Origin of the sequence: Acinetobacter sp. TWP2-2-3 (assembly GCF_049896445.1) — a bacterium.
Taxonomy (GTDB): domain Bacteria; phylum Pseudomonadota; class Gammaproteobacteria; order Pseudomonadales; family Moraxellaceae; genus Acinetobacter.
The window spans coordinates 1-17427 of sequence record NZ_JAFCUI010000016.1 but is presented as its reverse complement, the minus strand read 5'-3'; the positions used below and the strand labels follow the sequence as shown (position 1 = coordinate 17427).

At 39.7% G+C, this 17427-nt stretch carries 17 protein-coding genes and 5 pseudogenes; 12 read left to right on the top strand and 10 right to left on the bottom strand.

All coding sequences use genetic code 11. From position 1 onward, the window contains the following. Positions 1 to 217: 217 nt before the first annotated feature. Together ACP7AK_RS14405 and ACP7AK_RS14400 are read left to right on the top strand one after the other, a co-directional pair. Positions 218 to 546, top strand: a pseudogene (locus ACP7AK_RS14405) (transposase); the annotation flags it as partial. Further along, a pseudogene (locus ACP7AK_RS14400) lies at positions 543 to 692 on the top strand (PPC domain-containing protein); the annotation flags it as partial. The pseudogenes ACP7AK_RS14405 and ACP7AK_RS14400, both read left to right, overlap by 4 nt. Before the next feature lie 515 nt (positions 693 to 1207). On the opposite strand, the gene ACP7AK_RS14395 reads toward ACP7AK_RS14400, so the two are convergent. Together ACP7AK_RS14395 and ACP7AK_RS14390 are read right to left on the bottom strand one after the other, a co-directional pair. Continuing rightward, complete coding sequence (locus tag ACP7AK_RS14395; protein WP_004281825.1) at positions 1208 to 1846, bottom strand: glutathione S-transferase family protein; 639 nt, start codon at positions 1844 to 1846, stop codon at positions 1208 to 1210. Between the two features lie 16 nt (positions 1847 to 1862). Continuing rightward, on the bottom strand, positions 1863 to 2882 hold the full coding sequence (locus tag ACP7AK_RS14390; RefSeq protein ID WP_004733175.1) for an NADP-dependent oxidoreductase: 1020 nt from the start codon (positions 2880 to 2882) through the stop codon (positions 1863 to 1865). Positions 2883 to 3025: 143 nt separating this feature from the next. Between ACP7AK_RS14390 and ACP7AK_RS14385 the strand changes: the two genes are divergently transcribed. Continuing rightward, the gene (locus ACP7AK_RS14385; RefSeq protein WP_004733176.1) at positions 3026 to 3634 is read left to right on the top strand and encodes a TetR/AcrR family transcriptional regulator; all 609 of its coding nucleotides are present in this window, start codon (positions 3026 to 3028) and stop codon (positions 3632 to 3634) included. A gap of 106 nt (positions 3635 to 3740) precedes the next feature. After that, entirely contained in the window at positions 3741 to 3971 is a 231-nt protein-coding gene (locus tag ACP7AK_RS14380; RefSeq protein WP_004281837.1) for a hypothetical protein, read from the top strand. An 83-nt stretch (positions 3972 to 4054) separates the two neighbouring features. On the opposite strand, the gene ACP7AK_RS14375 is transcribed toward ACP7AK_RS14380, so the two are convergent. From ACP7AK_RS14375 to ACP7AK_RS14365, 3 genes are all read right to left on the bottom strand, one after another. Further along, complete coding sequence (locus tag ACP7AK_RS14375) at positions 4055 to 5182, bottom strand: alkene reductase (protein ID WP_425880158.1); 1128 nt, start codon at positions 5180 to 5182, stop codon at positions 4055 to 4057. 199 nt (positions 5183 to 5381) lie between these two features. After that, on the bottom strand, positions 5382 to 6059 hold the full coding sequence (locus ACP7AK_RS14370) for a type 1 glutamine amidotransferase domain-containing protein (RefSeq protein WP_114541423.1): 678 nt from the start codon (positions 6057 to 6059) through the stop codon (positions 5382 to 5384). Between the two features lie 90 nt (positions 6060 to 6149). Beyond that, entirely contained in the window at positions 6150 to 7307 is a 1158-nt protein-coding gene (locus ACP7AK_RS14365) for an iron-containing alcohol dehydrogenase (protein WP_114541422.1), read from the bottom strand. A 184-nt stretch (positions 7308 to 7491) separates the two neighbouring features. Here ACP7AK_RS14365 and ACP7AK_RS14360 point away from each other — a divergent pair. Then, positions 7492 to 7821 (top strand): annotated as a pseudogene (locus ACP7AK_RS14360) (IS3 family transposase); the annotation flags it as partial. An 85-nt stretch (positions 7822 to 7906) separates the two neighbouring features. Here the strand turns inward: ACP7AK_RS14360 and ACP7AK_RS14355 are convergent. The 4 genes from ACP7AK_RS14355 to ACP7AK_RS14340 all read right to left on the bottom strand — a co-directional run bounded on the left by ACP7AK_RS14355 (position 7907) and on the right by ACP7AK_RS14340 (position 11010). Further along, on the bottom strand, positions 7907 to 8209 hold the full coding sequence (locus tag ACP7AK_RS14355; RefSeq protein ID WP_000920558.1) for a putative quinol monooxygenase: 303 nt from the start codon (positions 8207 to 8209) through the stop codon (positions 7907 to 7909). A 332-nt stretch (positions 8210 to 8541) separates the two neighbouring features. Next, positions 8542 to 9372, bottom strand: coding sequence for an S-formylglutathione hydrolase (gene fghA / locus ACP7AK_RS14350; protein WP_058952258.1), 831 nt, complete (start codon positions 9370 to 9372; stop codon positions 8542 to 8544). A 228-nt stretch (positions 9373 to 9600) separates the two neighbouring features. After that, positions 9601 to 10713 (bottom strand): S-(hydroxymethyl)glutathione dehydrogenase/class III alcohol dehydrogenase, encoded by a 1113-nt coding sequence (locus ACP7AK_RS14345; RefSeq protein ID WP_005105874.1) that lies wholly within the window; start codon positions 10711 to 10713, stop codon positions 9601 to 9603. A 21-nt stretch (positions 10714 to 10734) separates the two neighbouring features. After that, positions 10735 to 11010 carry a metal/formaldehyde-sensitive transcriptional repressor gene (locus tag ACP7AK_RS14340; RefSeq protein ID WP_001133625.1) on the bottom strand — a complete coding sequence of 92 codons (276 nt, stop codon included), beginning with the start codon at positions 11008 to 11010 and terminating at the stop codon, positions 10735 to 10737. A 467-nt stretch (positions 11011 to 11477) separates the two neighbouring features. On the opposite strand from ACP7AK_RS14340, the gene ACP7AK_RS14335 reads away from it, so the two are divergent. Then, the gene (locus ACP7AK_RS14335) at positions 11478 to 12473 is read left to right on the top strand and encodes a zinc-dependent alcohol dehydrogenase family protein (RefSeq protein ID WP_425880157.1); all 996 of its coding nucleotides are present in this window, start codon (positions 11478 to 11480) and stop codon (positions 12471 to 12473) included. Further along, the gene (locus ACP7AK_RS14330; RefSeq protein ID WP_425880156.1) at positions 12463 to 13479 is read left to right on the top strand and encodes a zinc-dependent alcohol dehydrogenase family protein; all 1017 of its coding nucleotides are present in this window, start codon (positions 12463 to 12465) and stop codon (positions 13477 to 13479) included. Before ACP7AK_RS14335 ends, ACP7AK_RS14330 begins: the two co-directional genes overlap by 11 nt. 50 nt (positions 13480 to 13529) lie before the next feature. Here ACP7AK_RS14330 and ACP7AK_RS14325 read toward each other — a convergent pair whose 3' ends face one another. Beyond that, on the bottom strand, positions 13530 to 14429 hold the full coding sequence (locus ACP7AK_RS14325; RefSeq protein WP_088458585.1) for a LysR family transcriptional regulator: 900 nt from the start codon (positions 14427 to 14429) through the stop codon (positions 13530 to 13532). 135 nt (positions 14430 to 14564) lie between these two features. Here ACP7AK_RS14325 and ACP7AK_RS14320 point away from each other — a divergent pair, with 135 nt between their 5' ends. The 5 genes and pseudogenes from ACP7AK_RS14320 to ACP7AK_RS14300 all read left to right on the top strand — a co-directional run. Next, a complete protein-coding gene (locus tag ACP7AK_RS14320) occupies positions 14565 to 15305 on the top strand; it encodes an SDR family oxidoreductase (protein WP_312329280.1) in 741 nt (246 codons plus the stop codon). Between the two features lie 71 nt (positions 15306 to 15376). After that, on the top strand, positions 15377 to 16375 hold the full coding sequence (locus ACP7AK_RS14315; protein ID WP_004647741.1) for a zinc-binding alcohol dehydrogenase family protein: 999 nt from the start codon (positions 15377 to 15379) through the stop codon (positions 16373 to 16375). A 20-nt stretch (positions 16376 to 16395) separates the two neighbouring features. Beyond that, a complete protein-coding gene (locus ACP7AK_RS14310; protein WP_004647742.1) occupies positions 16396 to 16680 on the top strand; it encodes a putative quinol monooxygenase in 285 nt (94 codons plus the stop codon). Between the two features lie 183 nt (positions 16681 to 16863). Continuing rightward, positions 16864 to 16992: pseudogene (locus tag ACP7AK_RS14305) on the top strand (IS3 family transposase); the annotation flags it as partial. A 39-nt stretch (positions 16993 to 17031) separates the two neighbouring features. Further along, positions 17032 to 17127, top strand: a pseudogene (locus ACP7AK_RS14300) (plasmid replication DNA-binding protein); the annotation flags it as partial. Positions 17128 to 17427: the final 300 nt, after the last annotated feature.

Here is a 17427-nt window from a genome sequence, read left to right as displayed (position 1 = left end):
CTGTATATCCGATTCTAGAAATTGATCATTTTCAGCATCATAAACAAAAGATTTTTCTTCTAATAAGTATTGGCCATCTTGCTCACTAAGAAAATTTTAAAGTTATTTGCTTGATCAGGGAAAATTTGTTCTCCGTCAAAAAAAGATCATAACAATCTCGAACGGCTTTGTTGCGCAAAGCTGTTCTTAAGGACTTTTTCAGCAATATAATTTTCAAATGAAGAAGCATACACATAAAATTTACCGCACAACCAATTGGTTCGCATATAACCGAGCACGCATTCATCGCGGAAATATTGCCATTTGGTTTGATCCAGCTACGCAATGGTATGCCCCATCAAAAGGCAAACAAGGGCAAAATCAAACCTACTCCGACGCAGCCATCCAATGCTGCTTAATGATTAAATCCTTATTCCGTCTGTCTTTACGTATGGTCACTGGCTTTATGCAAAGTCTGATTAAACTTTGCGGCTGAGCAGCCCCGAATATCAGTGATATTCGTACAGTACGCTTTGTAGAAGACAAAAGCATATTGATATTGCAATCTTGGAGAATATTCTCCAGAGCTTGATAATAATGGTATTTATATTTTACCTGCTTCAGGTGAGTATGAAATTAGAGTATTACAACCTAGATCACAGGCAAGAAAAGATAAAAAACCTCAATACTGGATGAGTATTAACATTAAATAAAAGACCTCTTGCGAAAGTATCGTTTTACCTAATTTTTGAATTGGCTAAAACCTTATTAAATGTAGCTTTATGCTGTTTAAATTCTGACTAACGCAAGAAGTCTAAAGACTTGCTAGATTCTTTTAAGCTTTTATACAAGGGTTCAAAAACTATTGCCAGTTAAGCGGGGCGTGATTTTTACGCAGATGTGTTTATGTTAGTAAAATGATATAGATTACTTGTTTAATACCCCGAGGAATAATTTAATCTTGCTGTGCGTTTGTCACTTTTCTTTCAAAAGTTGATTATATCTTTCAACGTAACCGTCGTGATATTCAAGCCCTTTTGATAGGAATTTGCAGTGAAAGAATAGGCGAAACTTATCTTAAATAATGGTAATTCCTTATCTTTAAAATAGAGAACGCCCGATGAAATTCATTAGGCGTTTACTTTAAATAAGTGTCAGCTTATTTTATAACCAGATGTACTTGTCAATCATGATTCTTTTTCTCAATTGCCTTAAAAAAACAATCTTGCTATTTTTGACTTTTCACACCATTTTGTTCAATTTGTACTGCGGCTTGCCAGCTAGGTAGTTGGCTTAAACCTGCTACGTAACGTTGGATATGGGGATAATTTTCACCTTGTCCCATATGATAAACTAAAGCATGTAGTCCAAAGCCCATCATGAAGTCAGCACCGGTTAAACGGTCTGCCACTAGAAATTCTTTATCTTTTAAATATTCATTTAAATGGCCAAATACTTTATCGAACTCAACTTGAGTATAATTTTCTAGAAATACCAACTTCGTGCCCTGCTTGGTTTCTATCGTATTAAACGTTTTTAACAAAAATGGCAGCATGGCAGAGCTTTCTGAGAAATGAATCCACTGTAGATAATCGACATAGGTAGATTCATCCATATCTGGTGCTAAATGCGGCGCAAGTTTCTGAATTAATAACTCAACGATTGCGCCTGACTCTGCAATAACTTTGCCATCCCATTCTAATACTGGAGATTTCCCTAAAGGGTGAATGGTTTTTAAAGAGTCAGGGGCCAAATGCGTGCTTGAGTCACGATAATAGCGTTTCAGCTCATAGGGCTGCTTGATTTCTTCAAGTAACCACAAAATACGAAAAGAACGTGATTGATCTAAATGATGTAGTGTGATCATGATAATTCCTATTTTTTTAAATTTTTACAACCACTTTGCCAAAGTTTTCGCCTTTCAACATACCATTGAAAGCATTGATCGTGTTATCTAAACCTTGCACCATATGCTCTTTATATTTGATTTTTCCGTCTTTCAACCATTCAGACATTTGCTGATAGAATTCCGGATACTGACTGCCATAATCATCAAAAATAATAAAGCCTTGCATGCGAATACGCTTTTTTAAAAGGGTGGAAATAAAGCCCGGTAAACGGTCTGGCCCTTGTGCTTGCTCGGTAGCGTTATACTGGGAAACCACACCACACACCGGTACACGTGCCGCAGAGTTAAGCAATGGCCATACCGCATCAAACACTTTACCCCCGACATTCTCATAATAAATATCAATACCGTTGGGAGCTGCTTGTTGTAATTGTTCTGCAAAATTTTCATCATGATGATTGATACAAGCATCGAAGCCGAGTTCTTCTACTGCATAACGGCATTTTTCAGGCCCACCTGCGACGCCAACCACGCGACAACCTTTAAGTTTGCCAATTTGTCCAACCGTAGCACCAACAGGTCCCGTTGCAGCTGCAACGACTAATGTTTCACCGGCTTTAGGCTGACCAATGTCCAACAACCCCATATAAGCAGTAAATCCTGGCATTCCCAAAATACCCAATGCCCAAGATGGATGTTCAGGTTGCATACCTAAGCTTTGACAGGCAGACCCATTAGAAATTGCGTAGCCCTGCCAGCCATTTCCGGAAAGAACCCACTCGCCTTCTTTGAATTTTGGGTTTTTAGAGGCCACCACTTGACTGACTGTTCCACCGACCATCACTTCGCCAATTTCAACCGGTGCTGCATATGAAGGAGCATCGCTCATGCGACCACGCATATAAGGATCGAGTGACAAGTAAATGGTTTTTAACAATATCTCGCCTTGTTTAAGTTCATTGAGCTCAACTTGTTCAATACGAAAATCGCTGTGTTTTGGCTCACCCACTGGCCGTTTAGCTAAAACGATGCGTTGATTAATAACTGTTTTCACACATATAACTCCATGTTTTATTTAAAAGTATTTTTCTTCACAATCAAAAACTGTGATTAAAATTTCTTTACATCCATTGTAGATGAGTTATAATAAAAAACAATACGACTGGTCTATTTTTTACAATAGAGTAAATAATTAATATGAAGCCTACTCCTATTAAAAAGTCTGAAGCGAAGCGCTTACACATTCTTAACACCAGTTCAGACCTGATTTTGCATAAAGGTTTTACTGGCGTAGGATTACAGGAAATTTTACAGAGCTGTGAAATCCCTAAAGGCTCGTTTTATCATTATTTCCAATCTAAGGAAGCTTTCGGATGTGAATTGGTACAGCATTATGTAGACAATTACCAAGTCCGTTTAAATGATGTATGGCGTTGTGATAAATCCCCTTATCAAAAGCTGATTGAGTATTTTAATTTATGGATAGAAGATCCTGAAACACAGTGTGGTTGGGCGGATAGCTGTTTAATTGTGAAACTTGCCGCAGAAGTTGCCGATCTATCTGAAGATATGCGCTCGATTATGTCCGCTGGCGTTGATGATGTAATCCAACGTATTGCTGGTTTAATTGATTTGGGAAAACAGGATCAGTCTATCCAAGCAGATACCGAGGCCTCTACTTTGGCACAAGTACTTTACCAAATGTGGTTAGGTGCAGCATTACTGAGTAAGTTGCAAAAAGATAAAACACCATTACATCAAGCTCTGAGAGCAACTAAATTTCTATTAAAAAGTGAAGATTCATAAAAATTAAATATCAACTACATAATTAATAATTCATGATAGCAGTCCAATGATTACCTATTATTGTGTTGCTATTAGATCAATTTACAATCCATGAGTATAGCGCACAATGAATTCTCCTTCTAAAGCCCTCATGACTCGTATTTTAGTTGGTTATTTAGGCTTATATCCCACACTATTACTGGTACTCACTTTATTAAAGCCAATTACTGAGCATCAAAGTTTCCCGATGATGGTGTTGATTGAAGTCATAGTATTAGTGCCAGTAACGCAACTAATTTCTTTCCCACTGGCAGGTTGGCTCATTACACAGCTAAAAAATTTTAAGAATTTGTTTTAAGAAGAAGTTATGCTGGCAACAGCAATCCTAAGTTCTTATTTTGCCAACCACAAAGGTTGGCAAAATAACTCACTTAGTCGAGATTAATCTGCGTAAGCTGGATAATCAATATAGCCTTTTTCCGTCCCACCATACATAGTACTTGCATCTACTGCATTCAATGGCCAACCATTGGCGATGCGATCGGGTAAATCTGGATTCGCAATAAATGGGCGTCCAAATGCAATTAAATCGGCCAGCCCTGCCTCTAAAATTCGAGTCCCTCTTTCTGCCGTATATCGACCTGCATAAATAATCCGACCACTGAAAGTGTCTCTGACATCTTTACGAAAATCATGAGGAAGTTCTGGTGCATTATCCCAATCAGCTTCTGCAATCGATAAATAGGCAATCCCAACTTCTTCAAGTATTTTTATGGCCTCAATATAAGTCACATGTGGATCATCTTCAACCAACCCTATGTAAACACGATCTTCCTCTGTACTTTCAAATAGCGGGGCAAAACGCACTCCTAAACGATCTGCACCAACCACCTCAGCAACTGCCTCTACTACTTCACGTAAAAAACGCAAACGATTGTTTAGTGATCCACCATATTCATCTTCACGGTGGTTACTATGTGCAGAGATAAATTGATTCACCAAATAACCATTTGCACAATGAATTTCAACCCCATCAAAACCAGCAGCCAAGGCATTGCGTGCTGCTTGAGCATAGAGTTGCACTAATTCTTTAACTTCTGCATTGCTTAAAGCACGTGGCATTGAAGGATCAGCCAAGGCACCTGCATTGGGCCCGGTCTCAATAAAGACTTTAACATTACTATCAGCCTTAATAGCCGAAGGCGCGACCGGTGATGCATGATCGGGTTGCAAAGATGTATGTGAAACACGCCCAACATGCCAAAGTTGTGCAAAAATAATGCCTCCTTTAGCATGCACTGCTTCCGTCATTTTACGCCATCCAGCAATCTGTTCAGGGCTGTAAATACCGGGAGTCCAAGCATAGCCTTGACCACGTGGCTCGATTTGCGTACCTTCGGTGACCATAAATCCTGCCCCGGCACGCTGTTGATAATAGGTTGCCATCAGTTCATTTGGAATATTCCCTGGCTGAGTACTACGCGACCGCGTTAATGGTGGCAATACAATACGGTTTTGCAACGCATAAGGGCCTAAGCTTAAATTTTGAAAAAGTTTACTGTCTTTCATTTCACTGTATCCAAGTCGTCATGACTTAATTGATCTAAATTAAATACCCATCCTTCCTGTATATAGAAAAATAAAGGAAGGAAAGCTATTCACTCAGGCCCTTCACCATTAAATGAGGGTTATTTTGCTTATTGCGCCAGTTGCTCAGAGTCAGAAGTTTTATTCACTGCTAAGCACCACAACAGACACTAGCTACTCTTTATTTCAACAATTGAAGTAATGCTGAGGCAGTTGCAGCAGAAGAGGCTGGATTTTGTCCAGTAACCAGCAAGCCATCTACTTGAACATATACTTGCCAATCATCTACTTTAGAATAATGACCACCGTTTTCTTTAAGCATGTCTTCAACTAAAAATGGTACAATTTCAGTCAAACCTACAGCGGCCTCCTCAGTATTGGTGAAACCAGTCACTAATTTACCGCTAACTAAGGGCGCTCCATTACTCGCTTTCACATGACGAAGAACACCCGGGGCATGACACACTGCTGCAACAGGTTTGCCAGACTGAATCGCCTGTTCAATCAGAGAAATTGAAATCGGATCTTCTGCTAAATCCCACAATGGGCCATGCCCGCCTGGATAAAACACTGCATCATAATCAGCTACAGAAATTTCGCTAAGTTTATGCGTCTGTGCCAATGCTTGCATTGCAGTTGGATCTGCTTCAAAACGATGAGTGGTTTCAGTTTGAGCATCGGCTAAATTACTTTTCGGATCTAGTGGTGGCTGCCCACCTTGAGGCGACGCCAGCGTAACTTCAGCACCAGAGTCAATAAAGGTGTAATAGGGTGCAGCAAGTTCTTCTAGCCAGAAACCTGTTTTCTTACCAGTATTGCCAAGTTGATCATGTGAAGTTAAAACGAGTAAAATTTTCATGTTATTTCTCTGATAATTTTCAGGATTGAGGAGCATTGTTGCATGATCACTTGCTGTGTGGCGTGAGCATGCCAGATACGCGCATTTAGCTTAGATGCTCGTCTCGAGAATTTGGCGACTGATCTCTAATGAAACATTTTTATGTTCGCCTAGCTGTGTAAGATTATGTGATTTAAGTTGCGTAATGATGATCTCAATATCTGTCTCCCCCAGTCCATAATCGCTAAGACGAGTCGGCAATCCAAGTTGCTCAAAGAAGGCTCGAGTACGAGCAATAGCAGTATCAATACGTTGTTCTTCATCACCTTCGACAATCTGCCAGACACGGGCTGCATACTGTAGTAATTTTTCTCGTTTCTCTTGACGACGCACTTGTAGATTGGCGGGCAACACAATGGCCAAGGTACGAGCATGATCAATACCATATAAAGCCGTGAGCTCATGTCCAATCAAATGGGTTGACCAATCTTGTGGTACACCAGCTCCAATTAGCCCATTCAGTGCCATGCTAGCAGCCCACATCAAATTTGCACGCGTGTCATAATCTGCTGAATCTTCCAAGATTTTCGGTCCAATCTCAATCAAAGTTTGCAATAGACCTTCGGCAAAACGATCTTGTACTTGTGCATTCACAGGGTAAGTTAAGTACTGTTCCATGACATGAATAAATGCATCAACCACGCCATTTGCTAACTGGCGCGTCGGCAAGCTAAAAGTTTTATTCGGATCCAGTACGGAAAATTGCGGAAAAACATAGGGGCTGCTAAATGACAATTTGGCTTGGGTCGATTTTCTGGTGACTACCCCACCGCTATTCATTTCTGAACCAGTTGCCGGAAGGGTGAGTACACTCGCAAAAGGCAAAGCTTGAGTAATTTTAGTACCATGGGTTTCTAAAATCTCCCATGTATCCCCTGTATAATTGACTGCTGCTGCAATAAATTTAGTACCATCAATTACCGATCCACCACCGACAGCCATTAAGAAATCAATCTTTTGTTCTCGAATCAGCTCTACAGCTTTCATGAGGGTTTCGTAACTCGGATTCGGCTCAATTCCGCCAAATTCATGAATTTCTCTTGCACCTAATGCTTCACGCACTTCAGCTAAAGTACCATTCTTACGTGCACTTTCACCACCAAACAACATTAATACTTTTGCTTCTGTAGGCACATAGTCATTGATTTTAGCTATTGTATCGCCACCAAAAATAATGCGGGTCGGATTATAAAAGTTAAAATTCAGCATATTTTTATCCTAGGATGATCAACTAATTGATTTGAAAAACCACCGTTATTCATCAAATAAACTTTAAAAAAATTGGACAACACTGCGGCTTTTGACTGCACCATGTGCTAACTATACATAAAAATAGACCAGTCGTCTATTTTTATAAAAATTATTTCAGCTTGGCGACTTTAGTGATGGTTAAACACATTCAGGCTTGTTCTATAACACTTTTATTATTGATGTATTTTCACGAGCGATTGTTGTATGGAAGGTATCAACATGTATGACTACTGACATGGTCGTGAACGCATTGGCTAAAACAGTGAATGACTCATACAAAATAACGATGATTAAATATTTTAAAAGCAGATTGGCACGGTTTAGCAGATGTACAAATGCGACAGTAAATTAGATAGATTGGTTCAATATAAAGCATGTACATAGCTGCATTCGTTTATTTACCCTGTTTTGGATATTGACCCATGTAAATGATGAGATTAAGCCATTAAATGAAGTAGCCCAACTTGAATAAAAAGCCTCTGACAAACCTCACAGGGTTGAAGTGCTGCCTTTCATTCAAAATTTCAGGCAGCACATTTATACATTTAAGCGTCGGTTTAAGCTGGTAGTTTACTCGCCAAAACATCTACTTTTTCAATAGACGGTGGCTCTGAAAATAGCTCTTCGGCCTGAGCCATCAACGCAGCTGCAACCTTGCCAGATAAATGTGCTTGGCGACCCGCCTCATCAGGAAATGCATCAAAAATACCAAATGTTGTAGGTCCAAGACGTAAGCCAAACCACGCAACTGTCGCAGGTTCTTCCATTACAATAGGTAAACCGGCTTTAAGGAAAGCTTCCACTTCGTCTTCTTTACCCGGTTTAGCTTCAAGACGGACATATAAAGCTGTTTTAAGCATGACTAAAACTCCACAATTGATTAGAATTCAAACTGATTCTGTCATTGCTAATGTATGCATGTTAGAAAGTTTTGTTGTATAAAAGTTAAAAAACATCCCATAGCTGAGCCAAAATTTAGGTTTTTATTTCGACATAATGCTATGAATTTATTCAAGTTAATGTCATTAACATTTGAATCAAAAAATCAAGATATGAGATGATTAAATTCAATCTTAGTTATATAAGGATCAATTGACTCTACCTTAGATTTATAAGCTGACCTCTTCATCTGGAAGTTATATTGCTCAAGAAGCATTCAAGAACAACATGCACATCTTCATATCTATGAAAGTTATTTAGCTAGGAATTTGCTGTGAAACTCTATATGTTTCTCTATAAAGCTCGCAATGAAGTAATAGCTATGGTCATACCCTTCTCTTAGGTTAAGTGTAAGAGGATATTCTTGTTCCAAACAAATATCACTAAGAAGCTTAGGTCTTAACTGTTCTTCAAGAAAATCATCAGCTGTTCCCTGATCGACTAAAATAGGTAAATGAACTTCATCGTTTTTGATTAATTCAATCGCATCATAGCTTTTCCATAAAGTTTCGGTTTCACCTAGGTAGTGTGTAAAAGCCTTTTTCCCCCAAGGTACTTGGCTAGGTGCAACAATTGGTGCAAAAGCAGAAATACTTTTATACAGCTCAGGGTTTTTTAACCCAATGACTAATGCACCATGACCACCCATGCTATGCCCCATAATGCTTTGGACTTGGTTGGTCGGAAAATTCAGGTCAATCAGATTTCTGAGCTCTTCCACAATATAATCATACATTTTGAAATGCTGTGACCAGGGTGCTTGTGTTGCATTCACATAGAATCCTGCGCCTTGGCCTAAATCATAATCTGCATGATCTGGTACATCCTCTCCACGTGGGCTGGTATCTGGTGCAACAATAATGACTTTATGTTCAGCCGCATACTTTTGTGCTCCGGCTTTAGTAATAAAGTTCTGTTCGTTGCAAGTCAGTCCTGATAACCAATATAAAACTGGCAACTTCTCATCTTTGTCATGAGGTGGCAGATATATTGAGAATTTCATTGAACAGTTTAATGCTATTGACTGATGGCGATACACTTCTTGCGATCCACCAAAAGAAGCATGTTTCTCAATTATTTCCATAATCAATTACCTATGTTGAGCAAGACTTCATGAGAAATCGAATAAACAAAGAGTCTGACATTCTCCACAGAGAATACTGATAAAGATTTAAAATGTAGGCAGGTTTGTTGAACCTATACATGATGGATACATAGATAGATCTGTTTTACAGATGATGTGCCGTTTTAGAGGATTCCATGCATGTCAATCATGATTCACATGCATGGAAAAGTATAAGGTCTAACGGAATTATTCGTAATGAATTACAGTACGAATTGACTTACCTTCATGCATTAGATCAAAGGCTTCATTGATCTGATCCAAGCCCATGGTGTGTGTCACAAATGGTTCTAATTGAATTTTACCTTTCATGGCATCTTCAACCATTCCTGGAAGTTGCGTACGACCTTTTACCCCACCAAAGGCAGAACCTAACCATCTACGACCAGTAACCAGTTGGAATGGACGGGTAGAGATTTCTTGACCTGCGCCAGCTACACCAATAATTACGGATTGTCCCCAGCCACGGTGTGCACTTTCAAGGGCTGCACGCATCACATTCACGTTACCAATACACTCAAATGAATGATCTACACCCCAGCCAGTCATTTCGACAATGACTTGCTGGATTGGTTTATCGTAATCTTTAGGGTTCAAGAAGTCCGTTGCACCAAACTCTTTTGCCAGCGCAAATTTATCTGGATTCATGTCAACCACAATAATACGCCCTGCTTTAGCTTGACGTGCGGCTTGTACGACTGCCAAACCAATACCACCTAAACCAAAGACCGCAACACTATCACCTTCTTGTACTTTAGCCGTGTTATGTACTGCACCGATACCCGTTGTTACCCCACAACCCAGTAAGCAGACATGTTCGTGATTGGCTTCAGGATTGATTTTAGCCAATGATACTTCTGCCACTACAGTGTATTCACTGAACGTTGAGCAGCCCATATAGTGGTAAATCGGTTGACCATTGTAGGAAAAACGAGTGGTACCATCTGGCATTACGCCTCTACCTTGAGTTTCGCGAACGGAAATACACAAGTTCGATTTTCCAGATTTACAGAATACGCACTCGCCACATTCAGCAGTGTAAAGTGGAATAACATGATCACCTGGTTTGACGCTAGTCACGCCTTCACCAACCTCAACTACAACACCAGCACCTTCATGCCCGAGAATAGCGGGAAAAACACCTTCAGGATCATCGCCAGATAAAGTAAATGCGTCTGTATGACACACACCGGTATGGGAGATCTTAATTAATACTTCACCTTTCTTCGGTGGTGCAACATCAACTTCAACAATTTGAAGAGGTTGACCAGGACCAAACGCAACAGCAGCACGTGACTTCATGGAATAATTCCTTATACAGATCTATTTTAAATATGATTTTAGAATCTTGGCGATTTCAGCCAATTCTTCTTTTCGTTGTTGTTCTGTGGTTTCACCTGATACTAAAGTGTCCTTTAAATGAACCTCCAGCATTTCATTCATTAAACCATTAATAGCACCACGCACAGAGCATATTTGTTGCAGAATTGCACCACATTCCACATTGTCTTCTAACGCTTTTTCAATCGCTTGCGTCTGACCTTTGATCCTTCTGACGCGTAGAAGAATCTTTTTTTTGTCTTCAACCTGATTAGGCATCAGACCTCCTTATTTGCTAGCATTTATACTATAGTACCCCATAGTATAAAAAAAGCAATATTTTTTATAAATCGAAAATTAAAAAGATCTTTAGCGAAAATTTTCTATCCCTGTTTTTAGTTTTTTTTAAATTAACATCATAGAGCTTATGCGAAAGTCACAAAAAAATGGGGCTTTTAGCTCCCATTTTTTATTTTGGCTCATGTTCTTTGTAATGCTGTGACCTTTTAGAATTATGTTTCAAATTTTAGCCACTTTGTAGATATTTTGAACGTTTCAAGCCTTGAAAATACTACCGACAGTTTAGATTAAATTGCCTTTACAGACTGTACTAGAATATTTTTAGTGAGCGAATGATATTTATTATTCATTATTTAGGAATTATTAAATCCTATAAATATCATTTATTGGATTATTTTACTTTGATACTGTGCACATCATCCCCCAGTTAAGAATAAGGAATAACTATGAATAAGATGATGAATGCTCTTATCCTAGAAAATTTTGGTGATCATGAATTTAAACGTGTAGAACTCCCTATACCTCAACCAGAGGCTGGGCAAGTTCTAGTACGTATTCATGCTAGTGGTGTAAACCCTATTGATTATAAAATTCGTCTTGGTGAAGCACCATATGCTATGCCAGAGCTTCCTGCCGTGTTGGGAACAGATATGGCTGGGGTTGTAACTGCTGTTGGTGAAGGTGTCACCCACTTCAACGTCGGAGATGAAGTTTACGGTCTGATAGGTGGCGTTCGTGGTCTTCAAGGATCTTTAGCAGAATATGTTGTAGCAGATGCTGATCTGATCGCATTAAAGCCACGCAATATCTCTATGCGCGAGGCAGCAGTACTACCATTGACGTTCCTCACCGCTTGGGAAGGTTTAGTGGATAATGCGAAGGTCCAACCAAGGCAAACTGTCCTGGTTCAGGGTGGTGCTGGTGGCGTTGGTTATATGGTGGTTCAGCTTGCAAAAGCACTTGATGCAAATGTTTGGGCGACTGGTCGTACAGCTGATCAATCACTGATTTCAGAACTCGGTGCAACACCTCTCGATTACACAACAGCATCTTCCGATGACATTATTGCTGCAAGCCCTGAGGGTCAAGGTTTTAACATTGTTTACGACACTGTGGGTGGTCCAGTACTCGAAGCTTCACTTTCCATGACAACTCACTATGGCCACATTACCAGCTGTGCTGCATTTGGTAATCATAATTTAGCGAGTTCATCTCTACGTTGTGCCACACTGTCTGGCGTATTCGTCCTAATGCCGATGTTAACAGGCAATCGCCGTGCTCATCATGGTGATATCCTTAAGATCGCGACTCGTCTTGTTGAGGAAGGTAAACTGCGTCCTATTGTTGATCCTCGTCATTTTACTCTAGACCAAGCGATTGAGGCTCATGATGCTGTTCAAGATCGCTCTGCCAATATTAAGGTCGTGATTGATGTCATTTAACGCACTTCAGGCCAAGACTTGGCGCTTCAATAGTATTGGAGATACAGACGTTCTGACATTAGAAACACTTCCTGTTGCTTTACCAGCCGCAGGAGAAGTTCTAATCCAGATGAAAACGATCGGACTCAACCGGGCTGATGTAATGTTTCGGCGTGGTACTTATATTCAAAAGGCAGTATTTCCTTCTCGTCTGGGATATGAGGGAGCAGGCATAGTTCTTGCGATAGGTGAAGGTGTACGCCAATTTTCTCCAGGAGATGCAGTATCGATTCTTCCGACTGACAATCTAGCCAAATATGGGACATATGCGGACAAGCTCCTGATTCCAGAAACTTTTTTAGTTCACAAACCCGATAGTTTAAGCTGGGAAGAAGCTTCTTCAATCTGGATGCAGTATTTGACGGCTTGGGGTGGTGTAATCCATGCTGGTGGAGTTTCGAAAGGAAAAACGATCTTGATCACAGCAGCTTCAAGTAGCGTAGGACTAGCTGCGATACAGATAGCTGAAGCAGCGGGAGCTAAGGTCATTGCAAGTACACAGACGATAGAGAAAAAGCAACGTTTACTGGATCTCGGTGTTAAAAATGTTATAGCCAGTGAAGATGAACCAGATTTGTATGAGGCGCTTGTTTCACGTTTGGGTGGAGAATATCTTGATGTCGCCTTCGATGCTGTAGGAGGGCCACATATTGAACAGATTGCAAAAGCGATGTCTGTGGGAGGAACTATGGTTATGCATGGTGCACTTAGCCCGGAGATCACACCATTTCCCCTTAAAGTTGCATTACGCAAGAGCTTAACCATGCGAGGTTTTTTGTTCCTTGAGGTTCTCCATGATCCTGTTCTAAGGGAGCAAGCCAGACGATTTATTCTTAGCAGTATAGGTGCAGGATATCTTCGTCCAGTGATCGACTGTTGCTTTAACTTTGAGGACATGCATGACGCTCAGCGCTATCTTGAATCAAATCAGCAAATAGGAAAAATTGTAATTACTCTAAATACATGATGGTCTTATCTGATTTCTACTTTCTAGAAAAAAGGTTAGTTCCATCTGATTCAGGTTTCTATATGGCCCAACACTTCCGCTAAGTAATCAAACAATGCTCGGATTCGCAAAGGTGTCGGGCCCCGCTGTGGACGATATAAATACAGGCGCCAAACGGGAGAGGTTTCCTCATGAAGTATCTGAATGAGCTTACCACTCCTAAGCCACGGCAAAACTAGAAATCCAGGCATGTGTCCGAATCCAACTCCAGCGAGAATAGCTTGAAATTCAGCTTCTAGATCATCTGTAATAAAACGAGGCTTTGATGGCGTGAAGCTTCGACTTTCGGTGAATGTCCATGGCCAGTAGCGCCCTGTTTTATGATCGAATAGTGCTGTTAGAGGGTATTTATCAAGGTCAATAATTTTTTTAGGCATTCCGACCTTATCAATTAACTCTGGCGTACCCACAGAATAAAAGTTCACTTTAGCCAATTCCCTTGCCACATATCGATTGTCCGGCAAAAATCCAAATCTGATCCCGATATCTATCCGCTCATCGATCACATCCGAGTGTGAATCTGTGAGCACACAATCCACGACAATATCTGGATAACGTGTGGCAAATTCTGCTAGTGCAGGTACTACCAATTTACGCCCTAACACAGACGACACAGTAAGACGGACAGTCCCACGCATTTCATCTCGTTTTTCCTTGGTGTCTTTTACAAACAAAGCATCGATCGATCCCACCGCAAAACGTGCTTGCTTTGCCAGACGCTCACCATCAGCGGTAATTTTAATTTGTCGAGTACTCCTGTAGAACAGAATCTCTCCGCGCTGCTCTTCTAGCTCTTTTATTGCCCGTGTCACTACCTGCGGGGAAATACCCAGCTGAGTTGCTGCCTCTTTAAAATTTCGAGACTCTGCTGCGACACAAAAGATACGCATCATTTCCAATTTGTTCTGCATGTCCAATCCTGTGTTATGGTAATTATTCCGTAAATAGGAATTCTGAAAGATAATATTATTCATTTATTATACCTAACAAGGCTGTAATACTTAATCCATCAAATATGATTGACAGATAGGTTGAAGGTTACTTGTATGAATAATATAGAAAATAAAGTTATTGTTATCACTGGTGCAAGTAGTGGTTTAGGTGAAGCTACTGCTCGCTTACTTGCTAAAAAAGGTGCAAAGGTTGTACTTGGTGCTAGACGTACTGAAAAATTACAGGCTATTGTTCACGACATTCGTGCTGAAGGTGGTCAAGCTGAATTTATTGGTATGGATATAACCAAACCACATGAAGTACAAGCACTTATTGAAAAGGCATTAAGCGTATTTGGTCAAATCGATGTATTGGTAAACAATGCTGGATTAATGTCTATTGCACCATTAAGTGAGCTAAAAGTTGATGAATGGGATCGTATGATCGACATTAATATCAAAGGTGTTCTTTATGGTATAGCAGCTACCCTACCTGTTTTCCAAAAACAAAACTTTGGACACTTTATTAATCTCGCATCTGTTGCAGGGATAAAAGTATTTAGTCCAGGAGGTACTGTTTATAGCGGTACTAAGTTTGCTGTAAGAGCCATCTCTGAAGGACTTCGTCATGAAGTTGGGGGAACAATTAGAACGACTACTATTGAGCCTGGTGCAATTGAGTCAGAACTAAAATTCGGTTCTTCTCATAAAGAAAGTTCAGAGTTTGTTACTGATTTCTACAAACAAGCCATACCAGCTGACTCAGTCGCTCGAGCAATTGCTTATGCAATTGAACAGCCTGCGGATGTAGATATTAATGAAATTGTTTTACGCCCAACGAGCCAAGAGTTTTAATTATTGAATAACAAAAAATGGGAGCACCTCGCTCCCATTTTTACTATATTTTTAAAGTTAAGGACAAATCTATGAAAGCCGTATCGTATGTTATCAATAACCATGATGATTTTAAAAATTCATTGGTAGATATTGAAAAAGCGAAGCCTACGCTTAAGGAGCGTGATGTACTGGTAAAAGTTCAGGCAATCTCTGTGAATCCAGTTGATACCAAAGTGAGAAAAAATTCGTCTGAAGCAAATAATCGTATTTTAGGTTGGGATGCCGTTGGGGAAATTATTGAAGTTGGCTCAAAAGTTACCTCGTTTAAAGTAGGAGATTCTGTTTGGTATGCTGGCGATTTAACCCGAGATGGTAGTAATGCTGAGTTTCAAGCAGTCGATGAACGAATTATCAGTCTTAAACCAATTACAGTATCTAATGCAGAAGCAGCAGCATTGCCATTAACTGCAATAACGGCATGGGAAATGCTGTTTGATCGGTTTCAAATTTCAGAAACAGAAGTTGGCAGTATTTTAATTATTGGTGGTGCAGGTGGTGTAGGATCAATCGCTATCCAACTCCTAAAAGCAAAAACAAATCTGACCGTTATAGCAACAGCTTCACGTGAAGAAACGAAATCTTGGGTGGAATCACTTGGTGCCGACCATGTCATTGATCATAGCAAAGATTTAAATGCACAAATCGAGACACTAGGCATTGCAAAACCAAAATACGTATTCTCTACAAATCATACAGAAACATATATCAAGCAAATAGTTTCTCTGATTGTACCACAAGGCAAGCTTGGATTGATCGATGATCCACAAACATTTGATATTATGCCGTTTAAGACTAAATCTATTTCTATCCATTGGGAGTTGATGTTTACTCGTTCAATGTATGAAACCGATGATATTGAAAAGCAAGGTGAACTGTTGCAACAGGTTGCCCAATTAGTTGACCAGCAAAAAATTAGAAGTACGCTCAACCAAAATCTAGGCAATATTAACGCTGCAAACTTGGAGAAGGCGCATAAGTTGCTTGAATCAGGTAAATCAAAAGGCAAAATTGTACTAGAAAACTTCTAAAACAAATTAAAGGTGAAATAATGACTATTTCAGTAATTGCGAACTTTAAGGCAAAATCAGATCAAAAAGAAACGTTAGAAGCGCTTTTAAAAAGTGTAATAGAGCCTACGCTTCAAGAAGAAGGATGCTTGAAATATGAGCTTTATATTAGCGAAAATGACTCAAGTAGATATTTCTTCTTAGAAGAATGGCGTAGCAGGGAGGATTTAGATATCCATATAGCGTCTGATTATATTCAAAGTTTATTTGGTAATATCCAATCGCTAATTGAATCAAGTGATATTGTAGAAATCAAAAAAATATAGCTGTATTCGGACGTTATGATGAAGTATTCTTCAAATTAACATAGGGACTTAGAAAGCTAACAAAAAATGGGAGCTATAAGCTCCTATTTTTTAATATTTTTTAATTTTTTAGTAGTAACCTAGGCTTCAACAAATTATGCCCCTGAGGGGAGCCACCAATACCCTGCATTTTGACAATAATGTCATCGTTTAGAGGCAGCAAATTTACGAGCATCAGTCGGTACGACCGGTGATTCATACGATAATGCTTTGGCTGAAACGGTGAATGGCTTATACAAAACAGAGGTTATTGAATATTTAAAAGCAGATTGGTAAGGTTTAACAGATGTACAACTTGCGACACTAAACTGGGTAATCGAGAATAAGCGAATTCCTATTCCTGAACACGTAGAGCCTGAACCGGAAAAAAGAGGCTTTTGGAGCCGATTCTTTAAGCCGTATGGCTGATTTGATTGTTCACTTGGGCTTATTAAAGCCGTGAAACATTGCTCACTTACTAAGCGTGAAACATGGAAAAACATAAAAAAAGCCCACCTTGGGGAAGATGGGCTATAAACTAGGAACTACAGGATTGATTTATAAGCGGAATCATAACGCATTTCGTATAAGGTGTATTATGTATTTTAGATGTGTGATTCATAGACATCATTTCAATATAATTGGTGTCTATGAACAGAGAAATTCAACAAAGACTCGTATGGGTTAAATTATTTGAAGAGACCAATGATGCTGGCCTAGTCTGTCGGA